The following is a 26,208-nucleotide window of genomic DNA, read 5'->3' as shown; positions in this document are numbered from 1 at the left end:
TAATAAGATTGTGGTCAGCGAAAACAAGAACAGCAACCCACGGAAAGGAGAATCAAATATGGATTATATCATTGAAACAGAAAATCTTACGAAGCGATACGGAACAGCCACCGTTGTCGATAAGGTAAATCTTCATGTGCCAAAGGGCAAAATTTATGGTTTGCTCGGCAGAAACGGAGCAGGCAAAACCACAGCAATGAAAATGATGTTGCAGCTTGCTTTCCCAACGGAGGGAACGGTACGCTTGTTTGGCACAAACTATAAGGAAAATATCCATACCCTTTATAGCAAAGTAGGCTCTATTATCGAAACACCGGGATTTTACAGTAATTTAACAGGGTATGAGAATTTGCAAATTCTCGCTAAACTGCGAGGGGGAGTATCTAAAAGTGGAGTAGAAAAAGCTCTTGAAGTTGTGGGGCTGCATAAGGAGAAAAGAAAAGTCTTTTCCGATTATTCCCTCGGAATGAAGCAACGGCTTGGTATTGCCGCCGCCATTATGCACGAGCCGGAGCTTTTAATACTTGACGAACCGATTAACGGACTTGACCCCATTGGAATAGTTGAAATACGCTCATTTTTATCTGAACTTAGTCACAATCATGGCATTACCATTTTTATCTCAAGCCATGTTTTAAGCGAGATTGAACAGATAGCAGATATTATCGGCGTTATGCACGAGGGGCATTTAGTAGAGGAAGTGAATATATCCGAGCTTCACAAAAGGAATCGAAAATACATTCAATTTGATTTATCTGACAGTGAGATAGCCGGAAAGATTTTAGAAAACCACTACCACATGACGGATTTTACAGTGCAGGACGGTACGGTGAGAATTTATGACTTTAGCCAAAGTGTTGGAGAAATCAATCGAGAATTTGCACGAAATGGACTGCTCGTGACAAGGATAAATGATAGTGAGGAAAACTTAGAGGACTACTTTTCTAAACTGATTGGAGGTGGCGGTATTGCTTAATCTTATTTCTTGTGAATTATTAAAACTAAAGCGTTCAAAAATGGTGCTAATTAGTGTGGCAGGGGTATTATCTACCCCACTTTTGATGTTAATAGAAGCCTTGCAAACACATTTTGATAAGCCGGAGATTATCTTTACCTTGTCTGACATATACAGCGACAGTGTACTGTATATCATGCTGCTGGTAAACATTATGATATATGTGGCAATTGCAGCTTACTTGTTTAGCAGAGAGTACACAGAAAGCACCCTCAAAACCATATTGCCCATACCCATTTCAAGGACAAAACTATTAATTGGAAAATTTTGCACCCTGCTTCTTTGGATTGTTATGCTAACCCTTGTAACATGGGCAGGTATATTTATCGTTTGTGGGCTATATGACGCTGTCTTTACATTGGAGGGATATAGCTTACTAGTGGCAATAGTATGGCTCCCCAAGTTTTTGTTTGGCAGTATCCTGATGTTTTTAACAGTTTCTCCTTTTGTGTTTGTTGCTATGAAAACAAAAGGATTTGTCGCCCCGATGATTGGCTCTGCCGTGATTGTCATGGGAAGTGCCGCACTTTCAAATCAAGAATGGGGAGCGTTGTATCCGTGGACAGCCACCTATTTCTTGGTGCAGGGTAAACTTCAGAGTACCGGCTATCCTACACTGCTGTCTGTATCTATTATTATTCTTGTATCAGCAGTTGGTTTTCTTATGACCTTTCATCATTTTAAAAAGGAGGATTTGAAATAATGGTACTTGATTTTATAGAAATTTTAAAAGTTATTTTTCTTGGAATTGTTGAGGGTATTACTGAGTGGCTACCTATCAGCAGCACAGGACATATGATTCTTGTGGACGAATTTATCACACTTAATATGAGCGAAGCATTTAAAGAAATGTTTTTTGTTGTTATTCAACTTGGAGCTATACTCGCAGTGGTTGTAATGTTTTGGAACAAGATGTTTCCCTTTCAATTTAAGAACAAAGCACAGTCAATTGTTAAAAAGGATACTTTCTCGTTGTGGTTCAAGGTTGCGGTAGCTTGTGTACCGTCAGCTATTATGGGGATTCTATTTGATGATTATTTGGATGCTTACCTCCAAACCCCCATTGTGATTTCAATCATGTTAATCTTTTATGGTTTGTTATTCATTCTCATAGAAAATTGGAATAAAAAGCGTACTCCTACTACTATGGCACTTTCTGACATCAGCTATAAAACAGCAATCTTGATAGGGGCATTTCAAGTGTTATCACTTATACCCGGCACATCACGGTCGGGAGCAACGATTATAGGTGCTTTACTCATAGGAGTTTCACGAGTGGCAGCAGCAGAGTTTACTTTTTTCCTCGCAGTACCTACTATGCTTGGAGCAAGTGCTTTTAAGCTGTTAAAATTCGGGTTTGAATTTACAAGTGCAGAACTGCTCGCTCTTGTTCTCGGTATGGCTGTGGCATTTGCGGTATCTGTCTTAGTAATTAAATTCCTAATGAACTTTATCAAAAAACATGATTTTAAGGTGTTTGGTTGGTATCGAATTGTGCTTGGTATACTTGTTGTACTTATAAAATCTTAATAATGCGTTTTCTTTGTGCGCGAATAAAATGCCAGTTGGTCCTTAAGATCAGCTGGCATTTTTGTTTCTGGGGATGGAAAACAACCCAGAGATTCTCGTTGTCGATCTCCTCCTGATTTTAGTTTGCATGGTGAATTTTGCAAATTGAATCTACAGGAGGTTAATAATGGGATTTAATTATGGATATGAGAAAAAGAAGTTTGATAGTAGATGGAAGCGTTTAGAAGTTGAGTATTGTGATGCAGGGATGAGCGAAGAACAGATTGCTGCCATGAAAGAATATGACTGGGCATGGTTTTGCAGTCAAAGGGTTTTTCAAAACCATACGCAACCAATACCTTGTGAACAATATGATGAAGTATGTGGTCAATCACAGCTGTTCCGAAAGTTTGCATCGTTATCTTATCAATGGGATGTTGATAAGATTGATCAAACGCGATATGGATGGTTGGCTTCGGTGGAAAACGAACAACTACTGTTGAGATTGAAGAAGCTGTCGAAGAAAGATTTGGAGCTATTGACATTACTTTTTGTGGATGGTTATCGTCAAATTGATGTAGCACGTCTTTGGCATTGTTCCAGAAGTGCTGTTGCACAAAGATTTAAAAAAATAAAAAAATTTTTGAATAACACTTAACAAATGAAGCGTATCAGTGCCTACCCATTGAGGGAAGAACATTCTCCCAATGTGGAGCTTGACAATTTCATAGACGGCATTTCCGGTACATAACCTATGTACGAGCGAATCAGGCACGCCGCGAAGATGGACAGCCCCAGGAGGTGATGAATAGGACTGTTCCGAGCGATCCACGTCAGCCTGATACCCGAAAGTGGCATTTCAGGGCGCGATGACTGCATAGGGGTTAAAGATACTTCCTCACGGCCTCCTAAAGACTTGGGGGGAACTCTGCGGCGCACGAGTAAAACGACGCTGTGGAGTTATGACAGCCGCGCCAGCGGAGACCGGAATGTCCCCATCGCCAGGGGTGCGTGGCAAATGTGGCGAGTAAATTTTTCAAAGTCAGATACCATGCGCTGGCAGCTTCGGTTGCCAGCGCATTCATGTGATTTTGAAAGCAACAACCACATCTTTGACAGAAAGGGGGACCACCTATGGAAAAATTGATTTCGCGGAAAGAGGCTGCCAAATTACTGGGGATTAGCATTGCCACTTTGGATGCAGCTCGAAACAGTGGGCTAATTTCCTATGTTCAGTATGTGCAAAATGGTTGCGTGTACTTTACAGATGCTGGCCTTCAGGAGTATATCGCAAAATGCACCCATCGTGCAAAGCCAGTGGAAAAAAGCGCTACATACCGCAAGCTGCGAAGTGTCCGAGCTTGAGCTGTTCCGTATCCTTGCTGGAACCTAATATGTCTGATAAAACAAAGGTACAGCGCTGGACATTATTCTTAGGAGGTGACGGAATTGGCAAAAAGAAAAAGGGCAATTCCTCAATATGGTACGGTCGTGCTTAACGGCATTGAATATTATAGAACCAGAGTCGAAGATTCGGATGGAAACAGAGTGGCGCTTTATGCAAAGACGCCCGAAAAGCTTTATGACAAGGAACTGGAGGCGTTAGAGCAGATTGACAGTACTACGTTTCGTCGAAGATCGCCTACGGTTGCTGAGTACTGTGAGAAGTGGCTGCTGATGCAGTCCGTCCATGTTCGGGCCACCACCTTGACAGATTATACCTCTAAGGTGCGGCGGCACATTATTGGAGGGCTGGGAGACAAGAGAATGGCTGATGTATCCCTGGATGACATCCAACTTGCCCTCGTACCTGTTTCCAAGAAGTCGGCTTCGGTTTATAAGTCTGTGGTGATTCTCTGCAAGTCCATTTTCCGGGCGGCCAAGGAGAGCCATGTGATTGACGAGGACCCGACCATATACCTGGATGCAAAGGGAGGAGTTCCCCAGGAAGAAAGACAGGCATTGACGGATGAACAGGTTGAGCGGCTTTTGGACACGATCCGGGATTTGCCGCCCTATGTATTTGTGATGATCGGTTTATATGCCGGTCTGCGCCGGGAAGAAATCCTGGCGCTGCAATGGGATTCTGTGTATCTGGATGCAGAGGCTCCGTACTTAACGGTACGGCGGGCATGGCACACAGAACATAACAGGCCGGTCATTCTTACCGAGCTAAAGACCAAAGCGGCACAAAGAAACATTCCTCTCCCGGTCTGTCTGGTTGAATGTCTGAAAGATGCAAAGAAAAAATCCACTTCGGATTATGTGATTGCCAATCGGGACGGTGATCCGCTATCCTATACACAGTTTAAGCGGCTGTGGCAGTATATTGTGACGCGGACTGCAAAGCCGAGAATGGCCAGAAAACTTGTGGACGGAAAGTATGTAAAATATATGCTTTACCCGAAACTTGGAGAAAAAGCCAGGAATAACGGCCATGTGGTATATAGCCTGGATTTTGAAGTGACACCGCATCAGCTGCGGCACACCTACATCACCAATCTGATTCATTCTTCGGTGGACCCCAAAACGGTACAATATTTGGCGGGCCATGAAAGCAGCAAAATCACGATGGACATTTACGCAAAGGTCAAATACAACAGGCCGGATGATCTTGTCAAAGCAATGGGCTGTGCCTTTGACTTATGGGACGCTGTGTAAGTTCCGAACAATTCAGAAAATGAAGTAAGAGCGAGACAAGGATGTCTCGCTCTTAGTTTTTCCTTGGCCGTATCTTTGATTCAATTTGAAATCTCTGATAAAAAGGAGGTGTAGATACATCACCACGCGAGAAAGGAAATTAATTATGGCAAAGAAGAAAAAAAACATACCTCAATATGGAACCGTCACACGAAAGGGTGTCCTGTATTACAGAACCCGGATTCTGGACGCAGACGGCAAGCAGGTGAGCTTGTATGGGACTACCTGCGAGGAACTGTACGATAAAGAGCAGGAGGCGAGACGCCAGGTAGCGGAGATCATCTTCCACCGGGAGCATCCTACTGTGGCCGAGTATTGTGAGAAGTGGCTGTTGATGCAATCCGCAAAAGTGTCGCCGGCTACACTGAAGGGCTACGCCTCCAATATGAAGAACTACATTATCAAGCCTTTGGGAGATATGTATATGGAGGAAGTAACAGCGGATGATATTCGTCTGGCGCTGATCCCATTGTCCAATAAGTCCGAGAGCCTGCACAATACGGTGAATATGCTCCTCAAGTGCATTTTTTACTCGGCAGAGCGGAGCCAGTTGCTGGAATACAATCCGTGTGAGGGGATTTCGGCAAAAGGAGGGAAACCGACCCAAAAGAAAGATTCGCTGACAGACCAGCAGGTGGAAGTGCTGCTGGAAACCGTCAAAGGACTTCCGCCGTATCTGTTTACCATGATCGGCTTATATGCCGGTCTGCGCCGAGAAGAAGCTCTCGCCTTGCAATGGGATTGTGTGTTCCTCGATGCACCCACTCCATATATCTCTGTGCGGCGCGCATGGCGATCAGAGCATAACAGACCGGTTATCTCTACAACGCTTAAGACGAAAGCAGCAAGAAGGGATATTCCCATTCCCAAATGCCTTGTGAATTGTCTGCGGGAAGCCAAGGCTGCCTCCAAATCGGAATATGTGATTGCCGATAGTGAGGGACAGCCCTTGTCATATTCGCAGTTCAAACGTGTCTGGCAGTACATCGTTGTTCGGTCTACCAAGGAGCGTACCTATTATAAGTATGTGAACGGACAGAGCATCAAGTACACTGTTCAGCCGAGTCTGGGAGGACATCAGAAAAACAATCCCAACATTGTGTATAGCCTGGACTTCGATGTGACACCGCACCTGCTGCGGCATACCTACATCACCAATCTTCTGTATGCAGGTGTTGACCCCAAGACGGTCCAGTACCTTGCCGGACATGAGAACAGCAAGACAACTATGGACATCTATGCAAGAGTAAAGTATAATAAACCAGAACAGCTATTCGATGTAGTAAATTCTGCATTTCATCAAGCTGTCCCCTCGTAAAAGTGGCCTGTTTTTTGGTTAAGGAATAGGACAACCGAGGGGCCGAGGCTCAAAAAAGCCCGGAATATCAAGGAAAATCATCGCTCAGACGATTGAAATACGGCCTCAAAGCCGCTCGTCGCGCTCCCCAGTTCTCCAAGAGATAATTACACATGGACATGGAAACAGGCTCCCTCTTTACGGAGCCTGTTTTTTTATGGGCGCGCCTAGCGGCGAGCAAACCGCGCCCTGGGTTTTATTCGAGACTTTGCCGCGACGCCCGCAACTATGTTGCGATTGAAACATCAGCGCGATATCCCCCGGCGGTAGCTGGGCCCCTTCCGGGGCGAGGCGGTGGGGACATCCTTTTGCGCCGTCGGCGCTGTGCCCGCCGCGCTCCCCAGTTCTCCAAGAGATAATTACACATGGACATGGAAACAGGCTCCCTCTCTGCGGAGCCTGTTTTTTTGCAGGCGCGCCTAGCGGCGAGCATGACGCGCCCCAAGTTTTATTCAAGACCTTGGCCGCGTAGCCCGCGAATAGGTCACTGACAGCGTCCATCCGCGGCTTGTTGCGGTGTCCAACCGCGGGGATCCGCCGCGGGGCCGGGAGCCCTGATGACGGGACATTCCCGCCCAAACAGCAGGGCGGCGGAGCTTTCCCCGGCACCGGGCATCACAAAACCGCAACAACCTCGCCCGTATTCTATGAGAAAGGGGTCTTTTCGTGGATAGATTTTTCGGTTCTGATATCGCGGTGCTGGGCTTTATCTTGGCCCTATGCGGGCTGGTCTGCCTCATCCTTGCGGTGACCCGCCGGGCCCATTCGCCCCGGATCGCTCTTTACAGCGGCGTCTTTCTGCTGCTCTTCGGGGGTGTGATATGGCTGTTGCCCCTGCTTGACATCCCCCAGCCGCTCCTCACCCGCCTCAGTTTCTTTTTTATCGGGATCGCCTTTGTGTCGATTGACCTGGTCAACTTTTACAAACGGCTGAAATGCACCGTCCCCTGGCAGGGGCAGTTTCTGGATGTCTCCACCTATGGAATGAGAAAGAGCGGCCTCTGCTATGGTTCCGCTGTCTTCCTCTACCAGGTGGACGACGTTTCCTATCAGCGGGCGAGCTTGGATAAGCGGACCTGGCTTGCTTTCCTCAAGTCCCCCTTCCTGAAAAAATTCGCGGCGGGCAACCAGTACCCCATCTATCTCAACCCAAACAATCCCCGCCACTTCGCCTTGTCCAGGCGGCCCCGCTTTGGCCTCTTCTTCATCTGCGGAGCCGCTCTCCTGGTGGGCTTCCTCTTTTCCTAGGCCGCGTTCCTCTTTTCTTTCCCTTGCGATGCCCTTTGCGGCGCCCCGGCCCTTTTGGACGGTTTTTTTCAATTTTTCCATCCGTAACAGGGGCCCGCCTCGCCGGTGGGAAACTTTTTTCACAACTGCACAAACTTTTCCAAGCCCTTCGACCCAGGTTGACAGAACCTGGGTTTTTTCATTCTTTGGCTTATATTTGACAAAAACTGGAAGCTTGCATATAATGGCAGCTAATCTGGTAAAAATAGAAAATGGACCCCGCAAACCTGGGGGCCGATGAATCTAAGCCAAAGGAGAATGATATGGACCGAATAACCCAAAAGATGCGGAAGGCCTGGGCCTTTGCCCGGGGGCGGCTCTGCGCCCTCTCTCTCTTTTCCGTGGTTTTTTGCTGTGTGCTCTACGCCCTCACCCTGCGGACCAACGCTGTCTATATTTGCGATGGGGAGGAAATCCGCCTCGCCGTCACCCTGCGGAACCACCCCGCCGAAATCCTTCAGGACGAAGGAATCCAAACCCTGCCGGTGGACCAGGTGAGCTTTACCGGCTTTGGCGGGGAAAGCACCCCTCAAATCGAGATCCAGCGGGCCTTCCCCGTCTCGGTGGAAGCGGACGGGCAGGTCCAGCAGCTACAGATGACCGGCGGCGATGTGGCCGACGCCCTGGAGGAGGCGGGGGTTACGCTGGAAGACCAGGATCTGGTCACCCCCCAGCCCCAGACCCCGCTGGAACAGGGGACAAACATCCAGGTCCAGCGGGTGGAAACCAAAACGGTGGAGGTCGCCGAGGAAATCCCCTTTGAGACGGTGGAGAAGGCCACCCCCCTCCTCGCCCCGGGAACGGTCCGGGTGACCCGTCAGGGCGCCCCTGGGGAAAGGGTTTGCACCTATGAAGAGACCTGGGTGGACGGGGCCCTTCAATCCCGGGAAAAGACCGGGGAGGAAGTGACCCTCCAACCGGTGGCCCAGACCGCCATGGTGGGCGCCGACGTGCCGGTGTCCTCCACCCCGGTGGCCACCGACGCCTGGGGACAGCCCTTGGAATACCAATGGGTCATGACCGGGGCGGTGGCCACCGCCTACTCCGCCCCGCCCGGCGCCTGGACCGCCAGCGGCCTGATGGCGGTGGAGGGGACGGTGGCGGTGGACCCGGAAGTGATCCCCTACGGCAGCCGGCTTTACATCGTCTCCTCCGACGGCAGCTTTGTCTACGGCTACGCGGTGGCGGCGGACACCGGTACCGCCATCATGGATGGCATCATCGACGTGGACCTGTTCTTTAACACCTATCTGGAAAGCTGCCTCTTCGGCAAGCGGACGGTGGACATCTATGTGTTGGAAACCCCCGCCCAGGAGGACGCCGCCCCGGAGGAAGCCGGCTGACCACATAAAAAAAGCCCGCGCGTAATGCGCGGGCTTTTTTCTGTATCTTGGGAAAGGGAACTTATTCGGCGTCGTACATTTTCTGGAGTTTGACCAGGTGGTTGTATTTCTCCACCGCGTTCTCCTCTGCTCTCTCGAAGAGGTTCTCTGCACGATCCGGGAAGGCACGGGTCAGGGAGTTGTAACGGACCTCACCCATGATGAAGTCTCTATAAGAAGCAGTGGGAGCCTTGCTATCCAGCTGGAAGGGATTCTTGCCCTCAGCGGACAGACGGGGATCGAAGCGGAACAGATGCCAGTAACCAGCGGCAACCGCTTTCTTCTCCTCGGTCTGGGCAATGCTCATGCCGCCCTTAATACCGTGGTTGATACAGGGAGCGTAGCAGATCAGCAGGGACGGACCATGATAGCTCTCCGCCTCGTGGAAGGCTTTGATGCACTGGTTCATGTCAGCGCCCTGAGCAACCTGAGCTACATAGACATAACCATAGGTCATGGCGATGCCAGCCAGGTCTTTCTTCTTGACCTCTTTACCAGCAGCGGCAAACTGTGCCACAGCGCCGGTGGGGGTGGACTTGGAGGACTGACCGCCGGTGTTGGAATAAACCTCGGTGTCGAAGACCAGGACGTTGACATCCTCGCCGGAAGCAAGGACATGATCCAGGCCGCCGAAGCCGATGTCGTATGCCCAGCCGTCGCCGCCCAGGATCCAGACGGATTTCTTCGCCAGGTAATCCTTGTCGGCCAGGACTGCTTTGCACTTATCGCAGTCGGCTTTCTCCAGCTCTGCAACCAGAGCCTCGGTGGCCGCTGCGTTGGCAGCGCCGTCATTGACGGTGGCCAGATAGTTGTCGCAGGCCTCTTTCAGAGCGCCGTCCACATTGGCGGCAATCTCCTCAACCTTGGCGATGAGGCTGTTGCGGATGGTGGTCTGTGCCAGGTACATGCCATAGCCGTACTCGGCGTTGTCCTCAAACAGGGAGTTGGCCCATGCGGGACCGAAGCCCTTCTTGTTGACAGTGTAAGGAGTGGAGGGAGAGGAACCGCCCCAGATGGAGGAGCATCCAGTTGCGTTGGCGATCATCATTCTGTCGCCGCACAGCTGGGTGGCCAGCTTGGCATAGGGGGTCTCGCCGCATCCTGCGCAGGCGCCGGAGAACTCAAGCAGGGGCTGCTTGAACTGGCTGCCCTTGACGGTGGTATCTTTGAACTTGGCGGCGACTTCCGGTTTCTCCGGCAGGTCGTAGCCGTATGCGAATCTCTCCTGCTCAGGCAGCTGAGAATCCAGGGATTTCATGGTCAGGGCCTTGTTGCCCTTCTTGCCCGGGCAGACGTTGACGCAGCTGCCGCAGCCGGTGCAGTCCAGAGCGGAAACGGTCATGGCGAACTGATAGCCAGGCATACCGGTCATGGCCACAGTCTTCATGCCCTCGGGAGCGTTCTTTGCCTCCTCCTCGGTCATGACAACCGGGCGGATGACCGCATGAGGACAAACATAAGAGCAGAAGTTGCACTGGATACAGTTTTCAGGATTCCACTCGGGTACATCCACAGCGATGCCGCGTTTCTCGTAAGCAGCGGAGCCCTGGGGGAATTCGCCGTTTACATGATCCTTAAAGGCGGAAACAGGCAGCTTGTCGCCTCTCTGGGCGTTGATGGCGTTCTGGATGTTGTTGACATAGTCTACCAGATCCTTGCGGCTGCCGGTAGCAACGTTCTCAACAGCGTCTCCATCCACAGCATTGGCCCAGTCAGCGGGAACGTCGACCTTCTTGACGTCCTGGACACCGCGCTCGATGGCGGCATGGTTCATAGCAACGATCTTCTCACCCTTCTTGGAGTAGGAAGCGGTTGCCGCGTCCTTCATATACTTCACAGCGTCATCGATGGGGATGATGTTGGCCAGTTTGAAGAAGGCTGCCTGCAGGACGGTGTTGATTCTGCCGCCCAGGCCGATCTCACGGCCGATGTCAATACCATCGATGGTGTAGAAGTTGATGTTGTGCTCTGCAATATAGCGTTTCTCTTTGGCGGGCATTCTCTTATTGATCTCGTCCATATCCCAGCCGCAGTTGAGCAGGAAGGTACCGCCGTCCTTCAGATCCTCTACCATATCGTATTTGCCGATGTAGGAAGGATTGTGGCAGGCGACAAAGTTTGCCTTGTTGATGAAGTAGGTGGACTTGATGGGCTTGTGGCCGAAACGCAGGTGAGAAATGGTCACGCCGCCGGATTTCTTGGAGTCATATGCAAAGTATGCCTGTGCATACATATCGGTGTGGTCGCCGATGATCTTGATGGAGTTCTTGTTGGCGCCGACGGTGCCGTCTGCACCCAGACCCCAGAACTTACAGGAGGTAGTGCCCTCCGGAGCGGTGTCGGGGTTCTCCACAACAGGCAGGGACAGGTTGGTGACATCATCCTCAATGCCGATGGTGAAGCGGGGCTTCTCCTGGGTCTCAGCATTTTTGTAAACAGAGATGATGTTGGCCGGAGTGGTGTCCTTGGAGCCCAAGCCGTAACGGCCGGTCATCACAGGGATGGTCTCGAACTTGGAGCCTTTCAGAGCTGCTACGACATCCAGATAGAGAGGCTCGCCGATGGAACCGGGCTCTTTGGTTCTGTCGAGGACGGAGATGTATTTAACCGTCTCAGGAATAGCAGCGATCAGGTGTTTCGCGGAGAAGGGGCGATACAGTCTGACCTTGACCAGGCCGTATTTGCCGCCGTTGGCGTTGAGGTAATCGATGGTCTCCTCGATGGTGTCGTTGACAGAACCCATAGCGATGATGATGTTCTCTGCATCGGGAGCGCCGTAATAGTTAAACAGCTGATAGTTGGTGCCGATCTTCTCGTTGACCTTCTTCATGTAGTCCTCAACGACCTCGGGCAGAGCGTCGTAGTAGGGGTTACATGCTTCTCTGTTCTGGAAGAAGACGTCCGGGTTCTGAGCGGAGCCCCGCAGTGCCGGATGGTTGGGGTTGAGGGCATGCTTTCTGAAGTCGGCGACAGCGTCCATATCCAGCATATCTGCCAGGTCTTCCTGATCCCACATCTCGATCTTCTGGATCTCGTGAGAGGTGCGGAAGCCGTCAAAGAAGTGCAGGAAAGGAACCTTGCCCTTGATGGCGGACAGATGCGCTACAGCGCCCAGGTCCATAACCTCCTGGGGGTTGGTGGAGCACAGCATTGCAAAACCGGTCTGACGGCATGCATAGATGTCGGAATGGTCGCCGAAGATGGACAGAGCGTGGCTGGCCAGCGCACGAGCGGAGCAGTGGATGACGCCGGGCAGCTGCTCACCAGCGATTTTATACATGTTGGGGATCATCAGGAGAAGTCCCTGAGAAGCGGTGTAGGTGGTGGTCAGGGCACCAGCCGCCAAAGAGCCGTGAACGGTACCTGCGGCGCCTGCCTCCGACTGCATCTCAACGACTTTGACCTTCTGGCCGAAGATGTTCTTCTTGCCCTCGGCACTCCATTTATCCGTGACCTCTGCCATAACAGAAGAGGGGGTGATGGGATAAATGGCCGCCAGATCGGTGAACGAATAGGATACGTACGCCGCGGCGTTGTTGCCATCCATGGTCTTCATTTTTCTTGCCATGTTTGTTTTCCTCCCTTTCGGATAGATACAGAATCGCCGGGTGGAAAAACCACCCCGCATCAGTTTAACCCTGTCCCCTGGGCCGGCAATGCCCCAGGACAAGGTCCACATGAAAAAAGCCTGAAAAGGCCCGCTTTCACTTGTGTCTGCTTCCCTCAAATTTTAGCATTTTTGGCCTATAAAGTAAAGTATGAAACTTATAATATTTTCCCCATTTTTGTGAAAACTTTTTCATTCATTGCCCGCGCGCCTGGCGGCGGGCAGGTCGCGCCCCCAGTTTTATTCGCGCCACTGCTGCATTGCTCGCGGCTATGTTGCGATTGACACATCAGCGCGCTCCTGCGGAGAGCAAGCCGCGCCCTAGGTTTTATTCGCGACACTGCTCGCGATGCCCGCGCGCCTGGCGGCGGGCAGGTCGCGCTCCAAGTCTTGTTTGAAACTTTGCCGCGGCACACGCGATTTTGTTGCGGACGACGCCACAGCGCGCTCCTGCGGAGAGCAAGCCGCGCCCTAGGTTTTATTCGCGACACTGCCGCGTTGCCCGCGCGCCTGCGGCGGGCAGGTCGCGCCTCTGGTTTTATTCGCGACATTGCCGCGGCACACGCAAATAGGTCTCGATTGGCGCCACAGCGCGACTTCCCCCACCGGCAGGCGCGATTTAGCTGCGGCGGCTTGCAGCTCTATTCGAAAAGCACTATAGGTCAGCAGCTTTTATCTCTTCCAGCGCCCTTTGAATGATGCTGTTAACATCAACGCCTTTAATATCAAGATTTTCCGCTTTAAAGCACAAGACATTTGATATCCCGTAAAAACTGCTGGCTAGAGTTTTTATGTAATCATATCCTTGCGTTTGGTTTGCAAAGGGGCCTCCTGATGTTGTTACATAAATCATCCTCTTGGCGTTACATGACCCTATCGATATCCCCTCTGGCGTATATTGAAATGTCAATCCAGCTATTGTTACATGTTCAAGATATACCTTCAAAATAGATGGGAAGGCTGAATCCCAGCAAGGTGCGGCAATTAGAATTTCATCTGCCCTTATAAATTGATTTGCATATTTAAATATTGGGGCTGAAAAATCCTTTTGCATAACAAGCTGGTCTCTTTTTTCCAAGTGTTCCCAATCAAGGGGATAAATATTTTCATGACAAAGATTTACTTCTTCTATTTCGCCATCTAACTTTTTTAGCACTTCTCGCGCCAGTAAAAGGGTGCGTGAAAGAGGTCTAATACAAGCGTTGATAAATAATATTTTTTTCATATCAGTCTTCCTTTCTAAGAAAACAATAAAAAGCCCTAATTAGTTTCACGATATACCTAAATATGGTGTATGTCAAGCTATCCGGGAAGGTGTCTAAACTAAGAATTCATGCAGAAATAGCAGGAGATTTTCCATACATTACTTCATACATAGCGCATGAGTCTTTGCCCTAGCGGGCGGCATGCCGCGCCCCGGATTTTATCTGCAACACTGTCGCGGCTCACGCGCGCCTACCGGCGTGGATGACGCGGCCCCTGCCGGGGCGGGACGACGCGCCCCAGGTTTTATCGATGACACTGTCGCGTCACCCGCGCGCCTAGCGGCGGGCAAAACGCGCTTTTGGTCTTGTCCGCGCCATTGCCGCGGCTCACGTGCGCCTACCGGCGTGGATGACGCGCTCACGGCCTAGCTAAAACCACTGTCCGCGATGCCCGCAATTACGTTGCGATTGACACATCAGCGCGACTTCCCCCGGCGGTAGCCGGCACGCCCCGGGTTTTATCTGCAACACTGCCGCGGCTCACGCGCACCTTGCGGCGGGCAAAACGCGCTTTTGGTTTTGTTTAGACGCTGTTCGCGATACACGCAACTAAGTTTACCCATTGCGTCTATCCGCGACTTCCCCCGGCGGTAGCCGGCGCGCCCCGGGTTTTATCTGCAACACTGTCGCGTCTCACGCGCCTTGCGGCGGGCAAAACGCGCCTCCAGTTTTATTCGCGCCATTGCCGCTTCGCTCGCGTTTTTGTCTCGAACGACGCCACAGCGCGGCTTGGGAGCGGGCACTGCCCGCCCACCGGTAGGTGGGGAAATTGACAGAGGTCTTGGGAGGGATGTATAATATAATTAATTGTACCCATAGATTCTTATTATTTTGAACACAAAGGAGTTTTATCATGGACCCCGACGGTAATTTCATGCTCCGCCTGGTCATCCTGCTGGCGGCCCTCTTTCTCAAGGCGTTTATCATGTGCAGCAAGACCTCCATTGTCCTGTTCCCGGACGCCCGGATCCGCAAGCTGTGCGACGAGGGCAACGAAAAGGCAAAGCGGATTGCCAAGCTGACCAGCGAGCCCACCAATTATGGGGACAGCACCCTGCTGCTCTCCCACTTTTTTACGGTGCTCATCACCATCCTCACCACCCTGACCGGATACCAGGCCCTCTGGCCCTGGCTCTCCTCCCTGGGGCTGTCCCAGGGACTTGCCAGCACCCTGCTGGCGGCGGCCATCGCCCTTGTCACCTGCTTTGTCGTCCTGGTGCTGGCCACCTACCTGCCCAAGAATATCGCCGGGAAAAACCCGGAGGGCGTGGCCCTTGCCACGGTGGGCCTGCTCACCCTCATCCTCCACATCGCCCGGCCCTTCCGGTTTGTGACGGTCAAGTTTTCCAACGCCTTCTCCAAGCTGCTGGGCTTTGACCCCAAGGGCCAGGAGGAGCTGGTCACCGAAGAGGAAATCCGGATGATGGTGGATGTGGGCAACGAAAAAGGGGTCATCGAGGAAAGCCAGAAGGAGATGATTAACAACATCTTCGAGTTTGACGACACCACGGCGGAGGAGATCATGACCCACCGCACCGAAATTTCCGCGGTGCCCATAGATTCCTCTCTGGATGAGGTGCTGGATGTGGCCATCACCGAAGGCTATTCCCGAATCCCGGTCTATCAGGAGGATATTGACAACATTGTGGGGGTCATCTATGTCAAAGACCTGCTCAAGCTGATCAGCGGCGGCAGCGCTCCGGAGTTCCACGTGGAACACTACCTGCGCCCCCTCTTCTTTGTCCCCGAATCCACCCGGTTAAAGGAGTTGTTCACCCAGTTCACCGAGCGGAGGATGCAGCTGGCTGTGGTGGTGGACGAATATGGCGGCACCTCCGGCATTGTCACCATGGAGGACGTGCTGGAATCCATTGTGGGCAATATCCAGGACGAGTATGACGACGAGGAGGAAGAGTTCTACCAGATCGACGACCACACCTGGTCCATTGACGGCGGCGCCGACCTGGACGATGTGGAAAAGAAGCTGGGGGTCAAGCTGGTGGAGGAGGACTCCGAGCTGGATGTGGATACCCTGGGCGGCCTGATCATCGACATGCTGGGCCGGATCCCTGGGGAGGAGGAAACCCCCTCGGTGGAGATCGATGGGGTGCGCTTTACCGCCACCAGCATCGCGGAGCGCCGGATCACCCGGGTCAAAGCCGTCCTTCTGCCCCCGCCCCCGCCGGAGGAGGCTCCGGATGAAAAAGAGGACGGGCGCTGATAAAAACAACGAAGGGTGGAGAAACCAAATGGTTTCTCCACCCTTTTCTTCTGCTTTGCACCCGCTGGGGCGGCGGTCAATAGTCGATGATGATCTTTCGGCACTTCCGGCAGCAATGGGCCTGGGGCCAGTTGGGGGGAACCTCCCACCGGTCTGGGGGCAGGAGGACGGCGTTCTTCTTTTCCAGGCTGCTTTTGGGCGGGATGACCGTCCATGGAGGGCGCTCCCCGCTGGGTAAAAAGTAGTTGCAGCCCCGGCTGATCAAACGGCCTTCCTCCATCTCGCCGCCGCAAAAGGGACATTTCATAGGCCAGAACCTCCTCGCGAACTCTTAGAGACTTGCCTCGTTTTCCACCGTCTCCTTCTCTTCCTCTGGGACCTCCTCCGGCAAAGGTTCCTCCTCTGCCGCTGGGGGCTGGGATCCTACCAGAGCGGCGCCGCGCTGGGGCGGGGCCATGGACAGGACCTGATAGCATTTGGGGGCGTTTTTCCGCAGAAGCCCCTCATTGGCGTCGTGGGTATAGATGTCCACCGCATATTCCAGCCGGGCATAGTCGATGGATTCGGTGAGGACCGCGTCATGCATATAGCTGTCGGCCTGGGCCAGCACCCCTGACAGGTCGTTGGTGGAAAGAAAGGGGGCATAGATTCCCGATTTGGCGTAAAGCTTTGTCTCAAAGGGCATCTCCCCTACCAGCACCGACTTGACGCCGTAAGCCCGGGCCTCCTGGACCCGCATCTCCAGCCCCACCTGGGCCGCGTAGGGATTATAGGGTCCCAGGGCCAGGTCGCAGTTGAGCAGGAGCCGGGCCCCCTTCCGGGCGGCGATATCCGCCACCTCAAAGTATTTGGCGTCGTCCCCTACAAGGACGGCCATGGAGCCGATTTCGGTATCCGCCACAGCGGTTTCCCGGCCGGAAGCCAGGCCCATCTTCCGCTCCAGGGCGGATAGAAAGATCTTGTCCTGGGTCAGGACCATGTAGCCGTACCGGTCAAAGAGGGTGGCCCGGTTATAAAGCCTGTCCTCCTCCATACAGAGGATGGAGCCGCCTAGGATATAGATGTCGTGGAGCCTTGCCAGCTCGGAGAATATGGTCAGGTAGACGTCGCCAATGACCCCGGAGAGCTCCTCCATGACGTCGGCGATCATCCCCAGGGCCTCCTCCAGGTCCTGGGCGGCGGCCAGCTCCCGGGACAGAGGTTTCCACACCGGCAGGGCCGACAGGAGCAGCATGCCGGTATACTCGGGGAAGACCACCAGCTGGGCCCCTTCCTCCCGGGCCTTCTGGACATAGGCGTTCATATCGGCGATATAGTCAAACAGCCCGGAATAGGTCTTGGCTGTCACGCTCATCGCCGCTACCTTGATGTCGGCAAGGTCAATATGTTTCAGGTTGCCGCTGGGCATCACTTCCAGGTTGTCAATCATCTCCAGCAGCTTTTTCGCCTTGGTTTTGGAAATAATCTTCTTTCGCGCCATGCGCAGGGAAAATCCCTTCATTCCTTCCCGCCCCCCATCAGATATTCCGCGTTGGTCCGCATAAAGCCGTGGGACAGGAAGCTGGGCAGCGGGGTGTCAAAGACGGCGGGCACAGCGGCCTCCACATCCACCTGGGCCGAGAGGGTCAGGGTGGGGGTGGGATAGACCACAAACCCGCTGCCGTCCTCGGTGGCGGCGCAGGGCGCGGTGACGCAGGCCCGCTTGTTGCTGGCGCTGGCCACCACCAGGCTGTGCTGCTGGGCCGTGTTCCAGGGGCCGGAGAGGATCCGGTTCCGGTTGTAATCCCGGTTCTGGAAGTACTGGGAGGACACCACCAGCTGGGCGCCCATGGCTTTCGCCATCCGCAGCAGATAGGGGTGGTAGATATCCACATCCACGCAGAGGAAGATGTTCCCCAGCTCGGTGGAGAAAATCTTCAGGCTCTCCGCCTTGCGGAAGTGGCCCAGGGCCAGGGAATTGAGATGGGTGGCCCGCTGGGCGCCCAGGATATTCCCCTCCCGGTCGATGATGGTCATGCACAGGTAGTCAAAGGCCGAAAACACCGCCGGCACCAGGTAGGTGCCGTATTTGATGGCATATTCCATGCACTGGGACAGGTAGTCCTTGGTGTCATATTCGGGTACATAGTCCTTCACCGGGGAAAAGACGGTCAAGTCGCTGGCCGGATCCGGTTTCTCAAAGGGCGGGACTATGGATATATGGATATTTTTCATGAAATCACTTCTTTTGTTCCCATGATTCCGGCCGGTTCCGGCCGGATGCCGTTTTGCCCTTTCCTGACTTTCCACGACAAAACGTTACAATGTAAATTATACTTGATTGCCCCCGGTATGGCAATAATTTTCCGGCAATATTTCCCACGCCAAAAGATGGAGTTCCTTCCTTTTTCTGCCACTGCCTCCCTGCCCTGCCCGCAAAAAAAGCCGTCCCCGGCCCAATGGCCGGTGACAGCCTCTTTTCTATGACGTCTCTCTTCTTTAGAGGGAAAATCCCCTTTTTAGCGCCTCAAAAAATTCCCCGGCGGTGAGGCCCCCCAGCTCCACCGAGTTTTCCCGCTCTGCAATGTCCCCCAGATAGTGGGCGTCGGAGCTGGTGACGCTGTTAATCTGCCGCAGGTAGTCGTGCTGTTCCCGCAGGGCGGGAAGCTTGGTCTTATCCTTGACCTCAAACAGGGGGAACTGCCACTCCGGCGGGAGAAAGCCCAGATTGGAGAGGAGGGAATAAGCGCTTTTGTCGATGTGGGCCGGATAAGCCACCCCGCCGAAGGATTCCACCAGCGGCCCCACCTCCATCACCGAAATGGAGGAGGCGTTGATGAGCAGCTTCTCCACATATCCGGTGATCTCGTCGTTTTCATCCATGATCCGCTGTTCCCCAAAGATCTCCGGCCGGTTCTTTACATCCGGGGAGTGGGCGTCTACATATCCATCAAAGGCCATGGCCTTTTCCAGGGTGTCGAACAGGCAGACCACATGAATTTCCTCGCTGGTGCAAAGCTCCATCCCCGGCAGCACAATCAGCGGATACTGGGCCGCCGCCTTCATCAGGGCGCCGCAGTTTTTCGCCGAGTTGTGGTCGGTCAGGGCAATGACATCCAGCTCCTTGAGGGCCGCCATCCCCGCGATGTTGTTGGGGGTCATGTCATTGTCCCCGCAGGGGGACAGGGCTGAATGAATATGCAGGTCATAATAGATCCGGTTGATGGCTTCTCCCTCCTTGCGGGCGGGCAGTGCCCGCTGCCACCGGCTACCGCCGGGGGATATCGCGTTTATGTTTCAATCGCAGCTCAGTTGCGGGCATCGCGGCAGTGTTACAAATTAAAACCCAAGGCGCGTCTTCCCGCCCCGGTAGGGGCCACCACCTACCGGTGGGGGATATCGCGCTGATGTGTCAATCGCAGCATGGTTGCGTGTGACGCGAACAGTGTTGCAAACGAGACTCGGGGCGCGACCTGCTGCCCGCTAGGCGCACCGGCGGGCAGTGCCCGCAGCCAGATCGCGTTGTGGTGTCATCGCAACATGGTTGCGGGCATCGCGGACAGTGGGTTTCCACTAGGCCGTGGGCGCGTCTTGCACGCCGCCAGGCGCGCGGGTAACGCGGCGGTGTTACAAACGTAACTTAGGGCGCGTCATCCCCCTGCGGTAGCTGGCGGTGGATGGTCAAAGCCGCCTCAAAAACGGGCAGTTCGGTGGCCAGCAGGCAGATATCCTGCTGCTGGGCCCGGGTTATACATGCCTCCTCCGGCTGGACCCCTTCGGCAAAGATGATACAGCTGACATCCGCCAGAGCCCCTACCGCCACCGAGTTGACATTGCCCATGACGGTGACCCAGGCGCCGTCCGCCGGGGCCCGCCCCATGGCAATAGAGAGCATATCGCAGCAGTAGACCTTGCTGATCTCCCGCTCAGGATCCCCGGGACAGAGGACCCCAAATCCTGATTGTTCCGTCAGTTCTTTGACTGTCATTCTTTCTCCTCCCTGCCTTTTTTGATGGTAAAGGGCGGCTCAATATAGCTTTTTTGATCCGCCATCTGCTCCAGAAACTCCTCCATCTGCTCCTTCATGTTAAAGATGCAGTCCTCTTCCTGGGCAAACCCCCTGACGACGTCCTCCGCCAGGGCCATACAGGAGGGAGCCCCGCAGGAGCCGCAGTCCAGGCCGTGGAGCCGGGAGACAATCTCCTCCATCTCGTTGAGCTTTTCCATGGCCTTGTTCATATCCTGATCCAGCTGGAGGGCGTTGCTCTTATCCAGCGGGGCGTCCCATTCCAGCTTGCTCATCCGCTCATCCCGCAGATGGTTGCAGGAGACGGGCAGATACTTCCGCAGCCGTTTGAGCTTGGCCTTGGCGATGTAGGGGTTTTCCACCGTCAGCACCCCGCCGACACAGCCGCCGCTGCAGGCGTTGAGCTCTACAAATTCCAGGCCGGAAAACCGCTCGTCCTCCAGATCCTCCAGCACCTTGATTACGTTTTCAATGCCGTCGGCGGCCAGGTAATTCTCGTTGATCAGCGCCGCCGCTTCTCCGCCGGAGCTGGCCCAGCCTACCCCGATCCGGCCGGCGTCCACCACCTTGTCCGACTGGTCCTCATCCTCCAGCTCCTTCATCAGGTGGATGAGCCGGGGATAGACCTCGCTCATGGCCACCGCCCCGTCCACATAGCTTTTCTGGGCGCCCAGGGGGTACCGGATGGCCGACACCTTGGCCGGACAGGGGGAGATGAAGATGGCCCCGATTTTTTCCATGGGCAGCCCGGTGAGGTTGGCCGCCTTTTTCTTGGCGATGCGGGCGGCCAGCTCAATGGGGGCGTGGAGGGGCAGGATGTTGGGGATCAGCTCGTGAAACCGCACCCGGATCAGCCGCACCACCGCCGGGCAGGCGGAACTGATCACCGGCAGCTTCAGCGCTCCCTGCTTCATCAGCTTCCGGGTGGCGTCGGAGACGATCTCCGCCGCGGCCGCCACCTCATACACCGCGTCGAAGCCCATCTTTAACAGGGCGTCCAGCACAATCTCCTTGTCGTCCAGGTTGTTAAACTGCCCGTACAGGGAGGGCGCCGGCAGAGCAATGGTATATTCATAATCGTCGATGATGGAAAGGCTGTCATAGACCGCTTTCTTGGCATGGTTGGGACAGACCCGGATACACTCTCCGCAGTCAATGCACCGCTCGGTGATGATATGGGCCTTTCCATCCCGAACCCGGATCGCTTCGGTGGGACACCGCTTGATGCAGTTGATGCAGCCTTTGCAGGCGTCGGTATCCAGGGTCACCGAATGAAATCTGTTTCCCATTCCTTCATGTCACTCCTCAAAGCCGTCCTGTGGGGACGGCGTAATCCTCCATAATCCTATGGCTGGACATAGACCCGCATGGTCACGGTGGTTCCTACCCCCACCTGGCTTTCCACCTTCATCTCATCGGTGTACTTTTTCATGTTGGGCAGCCCCATGCCGGCGCCAAAGCCCAAAGACCGGACATTGTCCGGCGCGGTGGAATAGCCTTCCTTCATGGCAAGGTCGATATCCGCAATGCCGGGACCGGTGTCCGCCAGCACCATATTCACATATTCCGGGGTGATCTCCACCGTGATCTCCCCGCCGTCGGCGTGGATGACCATGTTGATCTCCCCCTCGTACATGGCGATAGCCACCTTCCGGATGACGTCGGGAGCCACCCCCAGCTTTTTCAGCGCCTTTTTCACCGCGCTGGAGGCCTCTCCCGCCCGGGTAAAGTCATCGCCGGGGACGCTGTATTTCAAAATCACAGGCGCGCTCACGATATATCGCAACCTCCCTTAAGTCCGTTTTCATAGAGCAGGCCGCAGGCGGTGAACATCCGGTAGGGGGTGGCCATGAGGATGATATCCCGCTCTTTGGCCAATTCGATGATGGCGTCATCGGGCTGCTTGCCCCGGACAAAGATGATACATACCATATCCATCATATCAGCGGTGCGCACCACCTGGGGATTGACCAGGCCGGTGAGGAGCACCGACTGATCCTTGACAAAGGCCAAAACATCGCTCATCATATCGCTGCCACAGGCGGTATGCACTTCCCGGGAAAGTTCATCCTCTCCGCAGATGACCTGTGCTTTTAAAATCTTTTGTACATCTGAGACTGTCATAGGGACCCTCCTAGCTTGATAAAGTATCCATGGCGGTTTCCATAGGCAGGGCGCTCTCCCGCAGGCAAAACACCCTATTTTTTTGATTATACCATTTGCGGCGCCGACATAGCAACTATATTTCCTCCAAAGAGAGCCTCTGTTTTTGTATAAACTTTAAAAAACGGCGGAAAATCCGTCTCCTTCCCCCATTTCCCCGCCAACTTTCCGGAGGAGGCGCTTCTCTATGAAAATAAAAAAAGGCGGGAAATATTCCCGCCTCTTTTTTGGGCAAATTTATCCTTATAAAATCATGGCCAGGGTCATCATCTCCCGGATTTTCTCATAAATCGCCGGCGCGTCGGAGGGAGGCAGGGGATTTTTCCCCCGCCCTACCTCGATGGTAAAGCCCGGGCGCCGGTATTTCTGGATAAAGTAGTCCTTGAGCCCTCCGTGGGAGGCGATCCCCTCCGGCTCGGAGAGGGCATAGCCGCTGGAGGAGGCCAGGATCTGGGCCATCAGCTTGGACTGGATGGGGGTATGGGGCCCGTAGTGGTAATAGATCTCCTCCCCCTGGCTGTGGAAGCTGTAAAGGGTCTTGATATCAAAGGAGGAGATGATATGGGCGATGACTTTGACCTCCGGCTCGCTCATAGGCCGGTAGCCGCCAAACCGGGTGGGGGCGGGCTTGAGGATGCCGTAGGAAATCTCCATCTGCCGCAGCTTTTCCCAGCCGGCGTCAAAGTTGTGGTTGAGGTCCACGCCCCGGGCGTTGGCCTGCCATCTTTCAAAATGGCCGTCGCAGAGGTCATAAATCCGCTTGGCCAGGTGCAGACAGCCCCGGGCCCCATGCTGGGCGATTTCCACCCCATCGGGGTTGAGCATGGGGACAATGATCAGCCCCCTGCTCTCCTGCACCCTGCGGGGATCCACCCCGCAGATCTGGGTTCGGTTCTCCAGGGCCTCCATCAGCTCTTCGGCGAACATCATCAGCAGCGCTGAGGTGATGGATTCCAGCCCATGGGTGGCCCCCACCATCAGCGCCGACTGCCGCAGCTGTCCCATCCCCAGGGCGTAGATGCTCCGGCCCAGCACCGATTTGCCCATGACAAAGGCTTTGACAGGGCCCTCCGCCCCCTTGATCTTCTTTATTTTTTCTTCTAAATCCCCGTATCCAAAGGGGCGCGGGCCGTATTCTTCCATGGCTGAACACCTTTTCCTTTTATAGTCAGTATCATTTCTATGAAATCTCTTCCCCTTCTATTCACCCTTTCCCCTTTGTGCTATAATAGACCTAGCGGCCCCTACCGGGGCGCGCCTAGCGGCGGGCAGATCGCGCTCTGGGTTTTGTCGGTGACATTGCCGCGGCACACGCGGCCCTCGCGGGCGGCAAACTGCGCCCCGAGTCTCGTTTGCAACACTGTTTGCGTCACACGCAACCATGCTGCGATTGAAACCACAGCGCGATACCCTCCAGCGGTAGCTGGCTGGCTCTGCGCTCATGCCGCGGACCTGCGGTCAGCAAGTCGCGCCCACAGTTTTATCCGAGACACTGTTCGCGTTGCCCACGACTTTGTCTCGAATGACGCCACAGCGCGGTTTGGCAGCGGGCACTGCCCGCCATCCTTTTCTCTCAAGAAAAGGATGCAAAAGTGATCCAAGGGGTGCTCCCCTTGGATATCCCCCTAATGAGGCTCGCTGCTTTCCCAGCAGTATGGGCGGCCCCTTCCGGGGCGGGACAACGCGCTCACGGCCTAGCCAAAACCACTGCCGCGTCTCACGCGAATAGATCACTGTCAGCGCCCATCCGTGACACCCTCCAGCGGCAGCTGGCCCCGGGATGTTCCAAAAAATCGTCGGCTGCTGCCGAAACCGCCCACGCTCCTGCGGAGGGCATGACGCGCCCTGGGTTTTGTTCGCGGCATTGCCGCGTCACACGCGAATATGTCTCGAACGATGCCACAGCGCGGCTTGGGAGCGGGCACTGCCCGCCAGCGCGGTGTCCCCCACTGGCAGGTGGGTGGCTTCTGCGCTCATGCCGCGCGGGCACATCCTTTTCTCTCAAGAAAAGGATGCAAAAGTGATCCAAGGGGGCACCCCTTGGATATCCCCCTGATGGGGCTCGCTGCTTTCCCGGCAGTATGGGCGGCGATTTTTCTCCCAATCCCGGGGGCCAACACCACTGGATTCCCCCTGGATGTTCCAAAAAATCGTCGGCTACCGCCGAAACCGCCCACGCTCCTGCGGAGGGCAAGACGCGCTCCAATTCTCGTTCGAAACACTGCCGCGTCTCACGCGGCCCTAGCGGGCAGCAGGTCGCGCCCCGAGTCTCGTTTGCGACACTGTTCGCGTCACACGCGTTTTTGTTACCCATTGCGCCACAGCGCGATTTGGCCGCGGCGACTCGCCGCGCCTAGCGGCGGGCAAAACGCGCTCACGGCCTAGCCAAAACCACTGCCGCGTCTCACGCGGCCCTCGCGGGCGGCAAACTGCGCCCCGAGTCTCGTTTGCAACACTGTTCGCGTCACACGCAACTGAGCTGCGATTGACACATCAGCGCGATATCCCCCACCGGCAGGTGGCCCCTACCGGGGCAGGATGACGCACCCTAGGGTTTTGTTCGCGGCATTGCCGCGTCTCACGCGGCCCTCGCGGGCGGCAAACTGCGCCCCGAGTCTCGTTTGCAACACTGTTCGCGACACCCGCAACTGAGCTGCGATTGACACATCAGCGCGATAACCCCCACCGGCAGGTGGAAGGAGGAATATGATGAAAAATTTATATGAAGAAACCATCTCCAGTGAAATGATATATAAAGGAAAGGTCGTCAACCTGCGCCGGGATAAGGCCCGGCTCCAGAACGGGTCGGAGGTAACCCGGGAGGTGGTGGAGCATCCCGGCGGCGTGGCGGTGGCTGCCTTTGTAGGCGATGACCTGCTCATGGTGCGCCAGTTCCGCTACGCTCCGAAGAAGGTGCTGCTGGAGATCCCCGCCGGGAAGCTCAACTACGGGGAGGATCCCCTCCACTGCGGCAGGCGAGAGCTGGAGGAGGAAACCGGCTACCAGGCCGATGAGTTCATCTCCCTGGGAAAGATGCTCCCCACCTGCGCCTATGACGAGGAGGTCATCCATATGTACCTGGCGCGGGGCCTCCACAAGACCCATCAGCACCTGGATGAGGACGAGTTTTTAGATGTGGAACCCATCCCCTTCCAAAAGCTGGTGGACATGGTGCTGGCCAACGAAATCGAGGACGGCAAAACCCAGATCATGATCCTGAAACTGAAGCTGCTCAAGGATATGGGGAAACTGTAAGACAGATAAAGAGGGCTTTCATGTATAAAAACAAAGGGCGGGAGGGTTCCCATAACCTATGCGGTACAAAGGTGAAATACTACCGGAAACGGCTGCCAGGCCATCCCTCCCAGAATGCTTTTGCAAAAATGGCCCAGCTGGAGGGGCTGGATATCGACAAAAATACCGTCCAGCGGGTGGTAAGCGGCCAACGCTTTGTCACCGATATTGATATGAAGCTCTGCTTGATGATGAATAAAGGACGGCTTTGGCCGTCCTTTTTTTGTTCTGCGCTGGGGTCGTGTAAACATTCATAGGCGCCCTTCTTCCAGGGTCTGGAAACCGAAGGCGGCCGGCCCTTGGAAACACCACAAAAAAGATATACCTTTCATGGATTTGTGGGGAAATCTTCCTGGTTTTTGTCTATTTTCCATAGAATTTCGACCGGAGTTTGTGGGGGCG

Annotated in this window: 23 protein-coding genes; 12 read left to right on the top strand and 11 right to left on the bottom strand. The window is 54.3% G+C overall.

The window, feature by feature from the left end; all coding sequences use genetic code 11:
• Window positions 1-58 precede the first annotated feature (58 nt).
• The 9 genes from bcrA to WGC32_RS12670 all read left to right on the top strand — a co-directional run bounded on the left by bcrA (window position 59) and on the right by WGC32_RS12670 (window position 9,211).
• On the top strand, window positions 59-976 hold the full coding sequence (gene bcrA / locus WGC32_RS12710; RefSeq protein ID WP_002576324.1) for a bacitracin ABC transporter ATP-binding protein BcrA: 918 nt from the start codon (window positions 59-61) through the stop codon (window positions 974-976).
• Window positions 969-1,718 carry an ABC transporter permease gene (locus WGC32_RS12705; protein WP_002576323.1) on the top strand — a complete coding sequence of 250 codons (750 nt, stop codon included), beginning with the start codon at window positions 969-971 and terminating at the stop codon, window positions 1,716-1,718. The genes bcrA and WGC32_RS12705 overlap by 8 nt, the downstream gene beginning before the upstream one ends.
• The gene (bcrD, locus tag WGC32_RS12700; RefSeq protein WP_002576322.1) at window positions 1,718-2,545 is read left to right on the top strand and encodes a bacitracin resistance undecaprenyl-diphosphatase BcrD; all 828 of its coding nucleotides are present in this window, start codon (window positions 1,718-1,720) and stop codon (window positions 2,543-2,545) included. Before WGC32_RS12705 ends, bcrD begins: the two co-directional genes overlap by 1 nt.
• A 166-nt stretch (window positions 2,546-2,711) precedes the next feature.
• Window positions 2,712-3,182 (top strand): RNA polymerase subunit sigma-73, encoded by a 471-nt coding sequence (locus WGC32_RS12695; protein WP_002576321.1) that lies wholly within the window; start codon window positions 2,712-2,714, stop codon window positions 3,180-3,182.
• Window positions 3,183-3,658: 476 nt separating this feature from the next.
• Window positions 3,659-3,889 (top strand): hypothetical protein, encoded by a 231-nt coding sequence (locus WGC32_RS12690; protein WP_002576320.1) that lies wholly within the window; start codon window positions 3,659-3,661, stop codon window positions 3,887-3,889.
• Window positions 3,890-3,973: 84 nt separating this feature from the next.
• Window positions 3,974-5,185 carry a tyrosine-type recombinase/integrase gene (locus WGC32_RS12685; protein ID WP_002576319.1) on the top strand — a complete coding sequence of 404 codons (1,212 nt, stop codon included), beginning with the start codon at window positions 3,974-3,976 and terminating at the stop codon, window positions 5,183-5,185.
• 145 nt (window positions 5,186-5,330) lie between these two features.
• On the top strand, window positions 5,331-6,542 hold the full coding sequence (locus WGC32_RS12680; RefSeq protein WP_002576318.1) for a tyrosine-type recombinase/integrase: 1,212 nt from the start codon (window positions 5,331-5,333) through the stop codon (window positions 6,540-6,542).
• A 705-nt stretch (window positions 6,543-7,247) separates the two neighbouring features.
• Entirely contained in the window at window positions 7,248-7,829 is a 582-nt protein-coding gene (locus WGC32_RS12675; protein ID WP_342682395.1) for a hypothetical protein, read from the top strand.
• A gap of 302 nt (window positions 7,830-8,131) precedes the next feature.
• Window positions 8,132-9,211, top strand: coding sequence for a G5 domain-containing protein (locus WGC32_RS12670; RefSeq protein WP_342682393.1), 1,080 nt, complete (start codon window positions 8,132-8,134; stop codon window positions 9,209-9,211).
• A gap of 61 nt (window positions 9,212-9,272) precedes the next feature.
• Here the strand turns inward: WGC32_RS12670 and nifJ are convergent, their stop codons facing one another.
• Together nifJ and WGC32_RS12660 are read right to left on the bottom strand one after the other, a co-directional pair.
• Window positions 9,273-12,818 (bottom strand): pyruvate:ferredoxin (flavodoxin) oxidoreductase, encoded by a 3,546-nt coding sequence (nifJ, locus tag WGC32_RS12665; protein ID WP_342682392.1) that lies wholly within the window; start codon window positions 12,816-12,818, stop codon window positions 9,273-9,275.
• A 694-nt stretch (window positions 12,819-13,512) separates the two neighbouring features.
• The gene (locus WGC32_RS12660; protein WP_342682391.1) at window positions 13,513-14,082 is read right to left on the bottom strand and encodes an NAD(P)H-dependent oxidoreductase; all 570 of its coding nucleotides are present in this window, start codon (window positions 14,080-14,082) and stop codon (window positions 13,513-13,515) included.
• An 893-nt stretch (window positions 14,083-14,975) separates the two neighbouring features.
• Here WGC32_RS12660 and WGC32_RS12655 point away from each other — a divergent pair.
• The gene (locus tag WGC32_RS12655; RefSeq protein ID WP_191510366.1) at window positions 14,976-16,343 is read left to right on the top strand and encodes a CNNM domain-containing protein; all 1,368 of its coding nucleotides are present in this window, start codon (window positions 14,976-14,978) and stop codon (window positions 16,341-16,343) included.
• A gap of 76 nt (window positions 16,344-16,419) precedes the next feature.
• Here WGC32_RS12655 and WGC32_RS12650 read toward each other — a convergent pair whose 3' ends face one another.
• The 9 genes from WGC32_RS12650 to WGC32_RS12610 all read right to left on the bottom strand — a co-directional run bounded on the left by WGC32_RS12650 (window position 16,420) and on the right by WGC32_RS12610 (window position 23,655).
• The gene (locus WGC32_RS12650) at window positions 16,420-16,650 is read right to left on the bottom strand and encodes a PF20097 family protein (protein WP_342682390.1); all 231 of its coding nucleotides are present in this window, start codon (window positions 16,648-16,650) and stop codon (window positions 16,420-16,422) included.
• Between the two features lie 24 nt (window positions 16,651-16,674).
• Window positions 16,675-17,844, bottom strand: coding sequence for a nitrilase-related carbon-nitrogen hydrolase (locus tag WGC32_RS12645; protein WP_342682388.1), 1,170 nt, complete (start codon window positions 17,842-17,844; stop codon window positions 16,675-16,677).
• Window positions 17,841-18,557 (bottom strand): hypothetical protein, encoded by a 717-nt coding sequence (locus tag WGC32_RS12640; protein WP_342682386.1) that lies wholly within the window; start codon window positions 18,555-18,557, stop codon window positions 17,841-17,843. The genes WGC32_RS12645 and WGC32_RS12640 overlap by 4 nt, the downstream gene beginning before the upstream one ends.
• Window positions 18,558-18,821: 264 nt before the next feature.
• Window positions 18,822-19,520, bottom strand: coding sequence for a PHP domain-containing protein (locus WGC32_RS12635; protein ID WP_342682421.1), 699 nt, complete (start codon window positions 19,518-19,520; stop codon window positions 18,822-18,824).
• A gap of 442 nt (window positions 19,521-19,962) precedes the next feature.
• The gene (locus WGC32_RS12630) at window positions 19,963-20,310 is read right to left on the bottom strand and encodes a DRTGG domain-containing protein (protein WP_342682384.1); all 348 of its coding nucleotides are present in this window, start codon (window positions 20,308-20,310) and stop codon (window positions 19,963-19,965) included.
• On the bottom strand, window positions 20,307-21,638 hold the full coding sequence (locus tag WGC32_RS12625) for a [Fe-Fe] hydrogenase large subunit C-terminal domain-containing protein (RefSeq protein ID WP_191510371.1): 1,332 nt from the start codon (window positions 21,636-21,638) through the stop codon (window positions 20,307-20,309). The genes WGC32_RS12630 and WGC32_RS12625 overlap by 4 nt, the downstream gene beginning before the upstream one ends.
• Window positions 21,639-21,694: 56 nt before the next feature.
• Window positions 21,695-22,123, bottom strand: a complete 429-nt coding sequence (locus WGC32_RS12620) for an ATP-binding protein (protein ID WP_191482939.1) — start codon at window positions 22,121-22,123, stop codon at window positions 21,695-21,697.
• Window positions 22,120-22,473, bottom strand: coding sequence for a DRTGG domain-containing protein (locus tag WGC32_RS12615; RefSeq protein ID WP_191482938.1), 354 nt, complete (start codon window positions 22,471-22,473; stop codon window positions 22,120-22,122). Before WGC32_RS12615 ends, WGC32_RS12620 begins: the two co-directional genes overlap by 4 nt.
• A 282-nt stretch (window positions 22,474-22,755) precedes the next feature.
• Window positions 22,756-23,655, bottom strand: coding sequence for a M14 family metallopeptidase (locus WGC32_RS12610; RefSeq protein WP_342682381.1), 900 nt, complete (start codon window positions 23,653-23,655; stop codon window positions 22,756-22,758).
• Window positions 23,656-25,221: 1,566 nt separating this feature from the next.
• On the opposite strand from WGC32_RS12610, the gene WGC32_RS12605 reads away from it, so the two are divergent.
• The gene (locus tag WGC32_RS12605) at window positions 25,222-25,767 is read left to right on the top strand and encodes an NUDIX domain-containing protein (RefSeq protein WP_191482936.1); all 546 of its coding nucleotides are present in this window, start codon (window positions 25,222-25,224) and stop codon (window positions 25,765-25,767) included.
• A gap of 20 nt (window positions 25,768-25,787) precedes the next feature.
• On the top strand, window positions 25,788-26,063 hold the full coding sequence (locus tag WGC32_RS12600; RefSeq protein ID WP_342682378.1) for an XRE family transcriptional regulator: 276 nt from the start codon (window positions 25,788-25,790) through the stop codon (window positions 26,061-26,063).
• The last annotated feature ends 145 nt before the right edge of the window (window positions 26,064-26,208 follow it).

The sequence above is a fragment of the Zongyangia acetica genome, from assembly GCF_038739695.1.
Lineage (GTDB): Bacteria > Bacillota > Clostridia > Oscillospirales > Ruminococcaceae > Zongyangia > Zongyangia gallinarum.
Note: the sequence above shows the minus strand (reverse complement) of the source record. Positions and strands in the feature narration are given on the sequence as shown.

Excerpts from the sequence above, each read along its gene's own strand:
- WGC32_RS12660 (WP_342682391.1), bottom strand. The coding sequence starts at position 14,082 with ATGAAAAAAATATTATTTATCAACGCTTGTATTAGACCTCTTTCACGC.
- WGC32_RS12645 (WP_342682388.1), bottom strand. The coding sequence starts at position 17,844 with ATGAAGGGATTTTCCCTGCGCATGGCGCGAAAGAAGATTATTTCCAAA.
- WGC32_RS12625 (WP_191510371.1), bottom strand. The coding sequence starts at position 21,638 with ATGGGAAACAGATTTCATTCGGTGACCCTGGATACCGACGCCTGCAAA.
- WGC32_RS12610 (WP_342682381.1), bottom strand. The coding sequence starts at position 23,655 with ATGGAAGAATACGGCCCGCGCCCCTTTGGATACGGGGATTTAGAAGAA.
- WGC32_RS12650 (WP_342682390.1), bottom strand. The coding sequence starts at position 16,650 with ATGAAATGTCCCTTTTGCGGCGGCGAGATGGAGGAAGGCCGTTTGATC.
- WGC32_RS12690 (WP_002576320.1), top strand. The coding sequence starts at position 3,659 with ATGGAAAAATTGATTTCGCGGAAAGAGGCTGCCAAATTACTGGGGATT.
- WGC32_RS12695 (WP_002576321.1), top strand. The coding sequence starts at position 2,712 with ATGGGATTTAATTATGGATATGAGAAAAAGAAGTTTGATAGTAGATGG.
- WGC32_RS12605 (WP_191482936.1), top strand. The coding sequence starts at position 25,222 with ATGAAAAATTTATATGAAGAAACCATCTCCAGTGAAATGATATATAAA.
- WGC32_RS12615 (WP_191482938.1), bottom strand. The coding sequence starts at position 22,473 with ATGACAGTCTCAGATGTACAAAAGATTTTAAAAGCACAGGTCATCTGC.
- nifJ (WP_342682392.1), bottom strand. The coding sequence starts at position 12,818 with ATGGCAAGAAAAATGAAGACCATGGATGGCAACAACGCCGCGGCGTAC.
- WGC32_RS12670 (WP_342682393.1), top strand. The coding sequence starts at position 8,132 with ATGGACCGAATAACCCAAAAGATGCGGAAGGCCTGGGCCTTTGCCCGG.
- bcrD (WP_002576322.1), top strand. The coding sequence starts at position 1,718 with ATGGTACTTGATTTTATAGAAATTTTAAAAGTTATTTTTCTTGGAATT.
- WGC32_RS12680 (WP_002576318.1), top strand. The coding sequence starts at position 5,331 with ATGGCAAAGAAGAAAAAAAACATACCTCAATATGGAACCGTCACACGA.
- WGC32_RS12600 (WP_342682378.1), top strand. The coding sequence starts at position 25,788 with ATGTATAAAAACAAAGGGCGGGAGGGTTCCCATAACCTATGCGGTACA.
- WGC32_RS12655 (WP_191510366.1), top strand. The coding sequence starts at position 14,976 with ATGGACCCCGACGGTAATTTCATGCTCCGCCTGGTCATCCTGCTGGCG.
- WGC32_RS12630 (WP_342682384.1), bottom strand. The coding sequence starts at position 20,310 with ATGACAGTCAAAGAACTGACGGAACAATCAGGATTTGGGGTCCTCTGT.
- bcrA (WP_002576324.1), top strand. The coding sequence starts at position 59 with ATGGATTATATCATTGAAACAGAAAATCTTACGAAGCGATACGGAACA.
- WGC32_RS12640 (WP_342682386.1), bottom strand. The coding sequence starts at position 18,557 with ATGAAAAATATCCATATATCCATAGTCCCGCCCTTTGAGAAACCGGAT.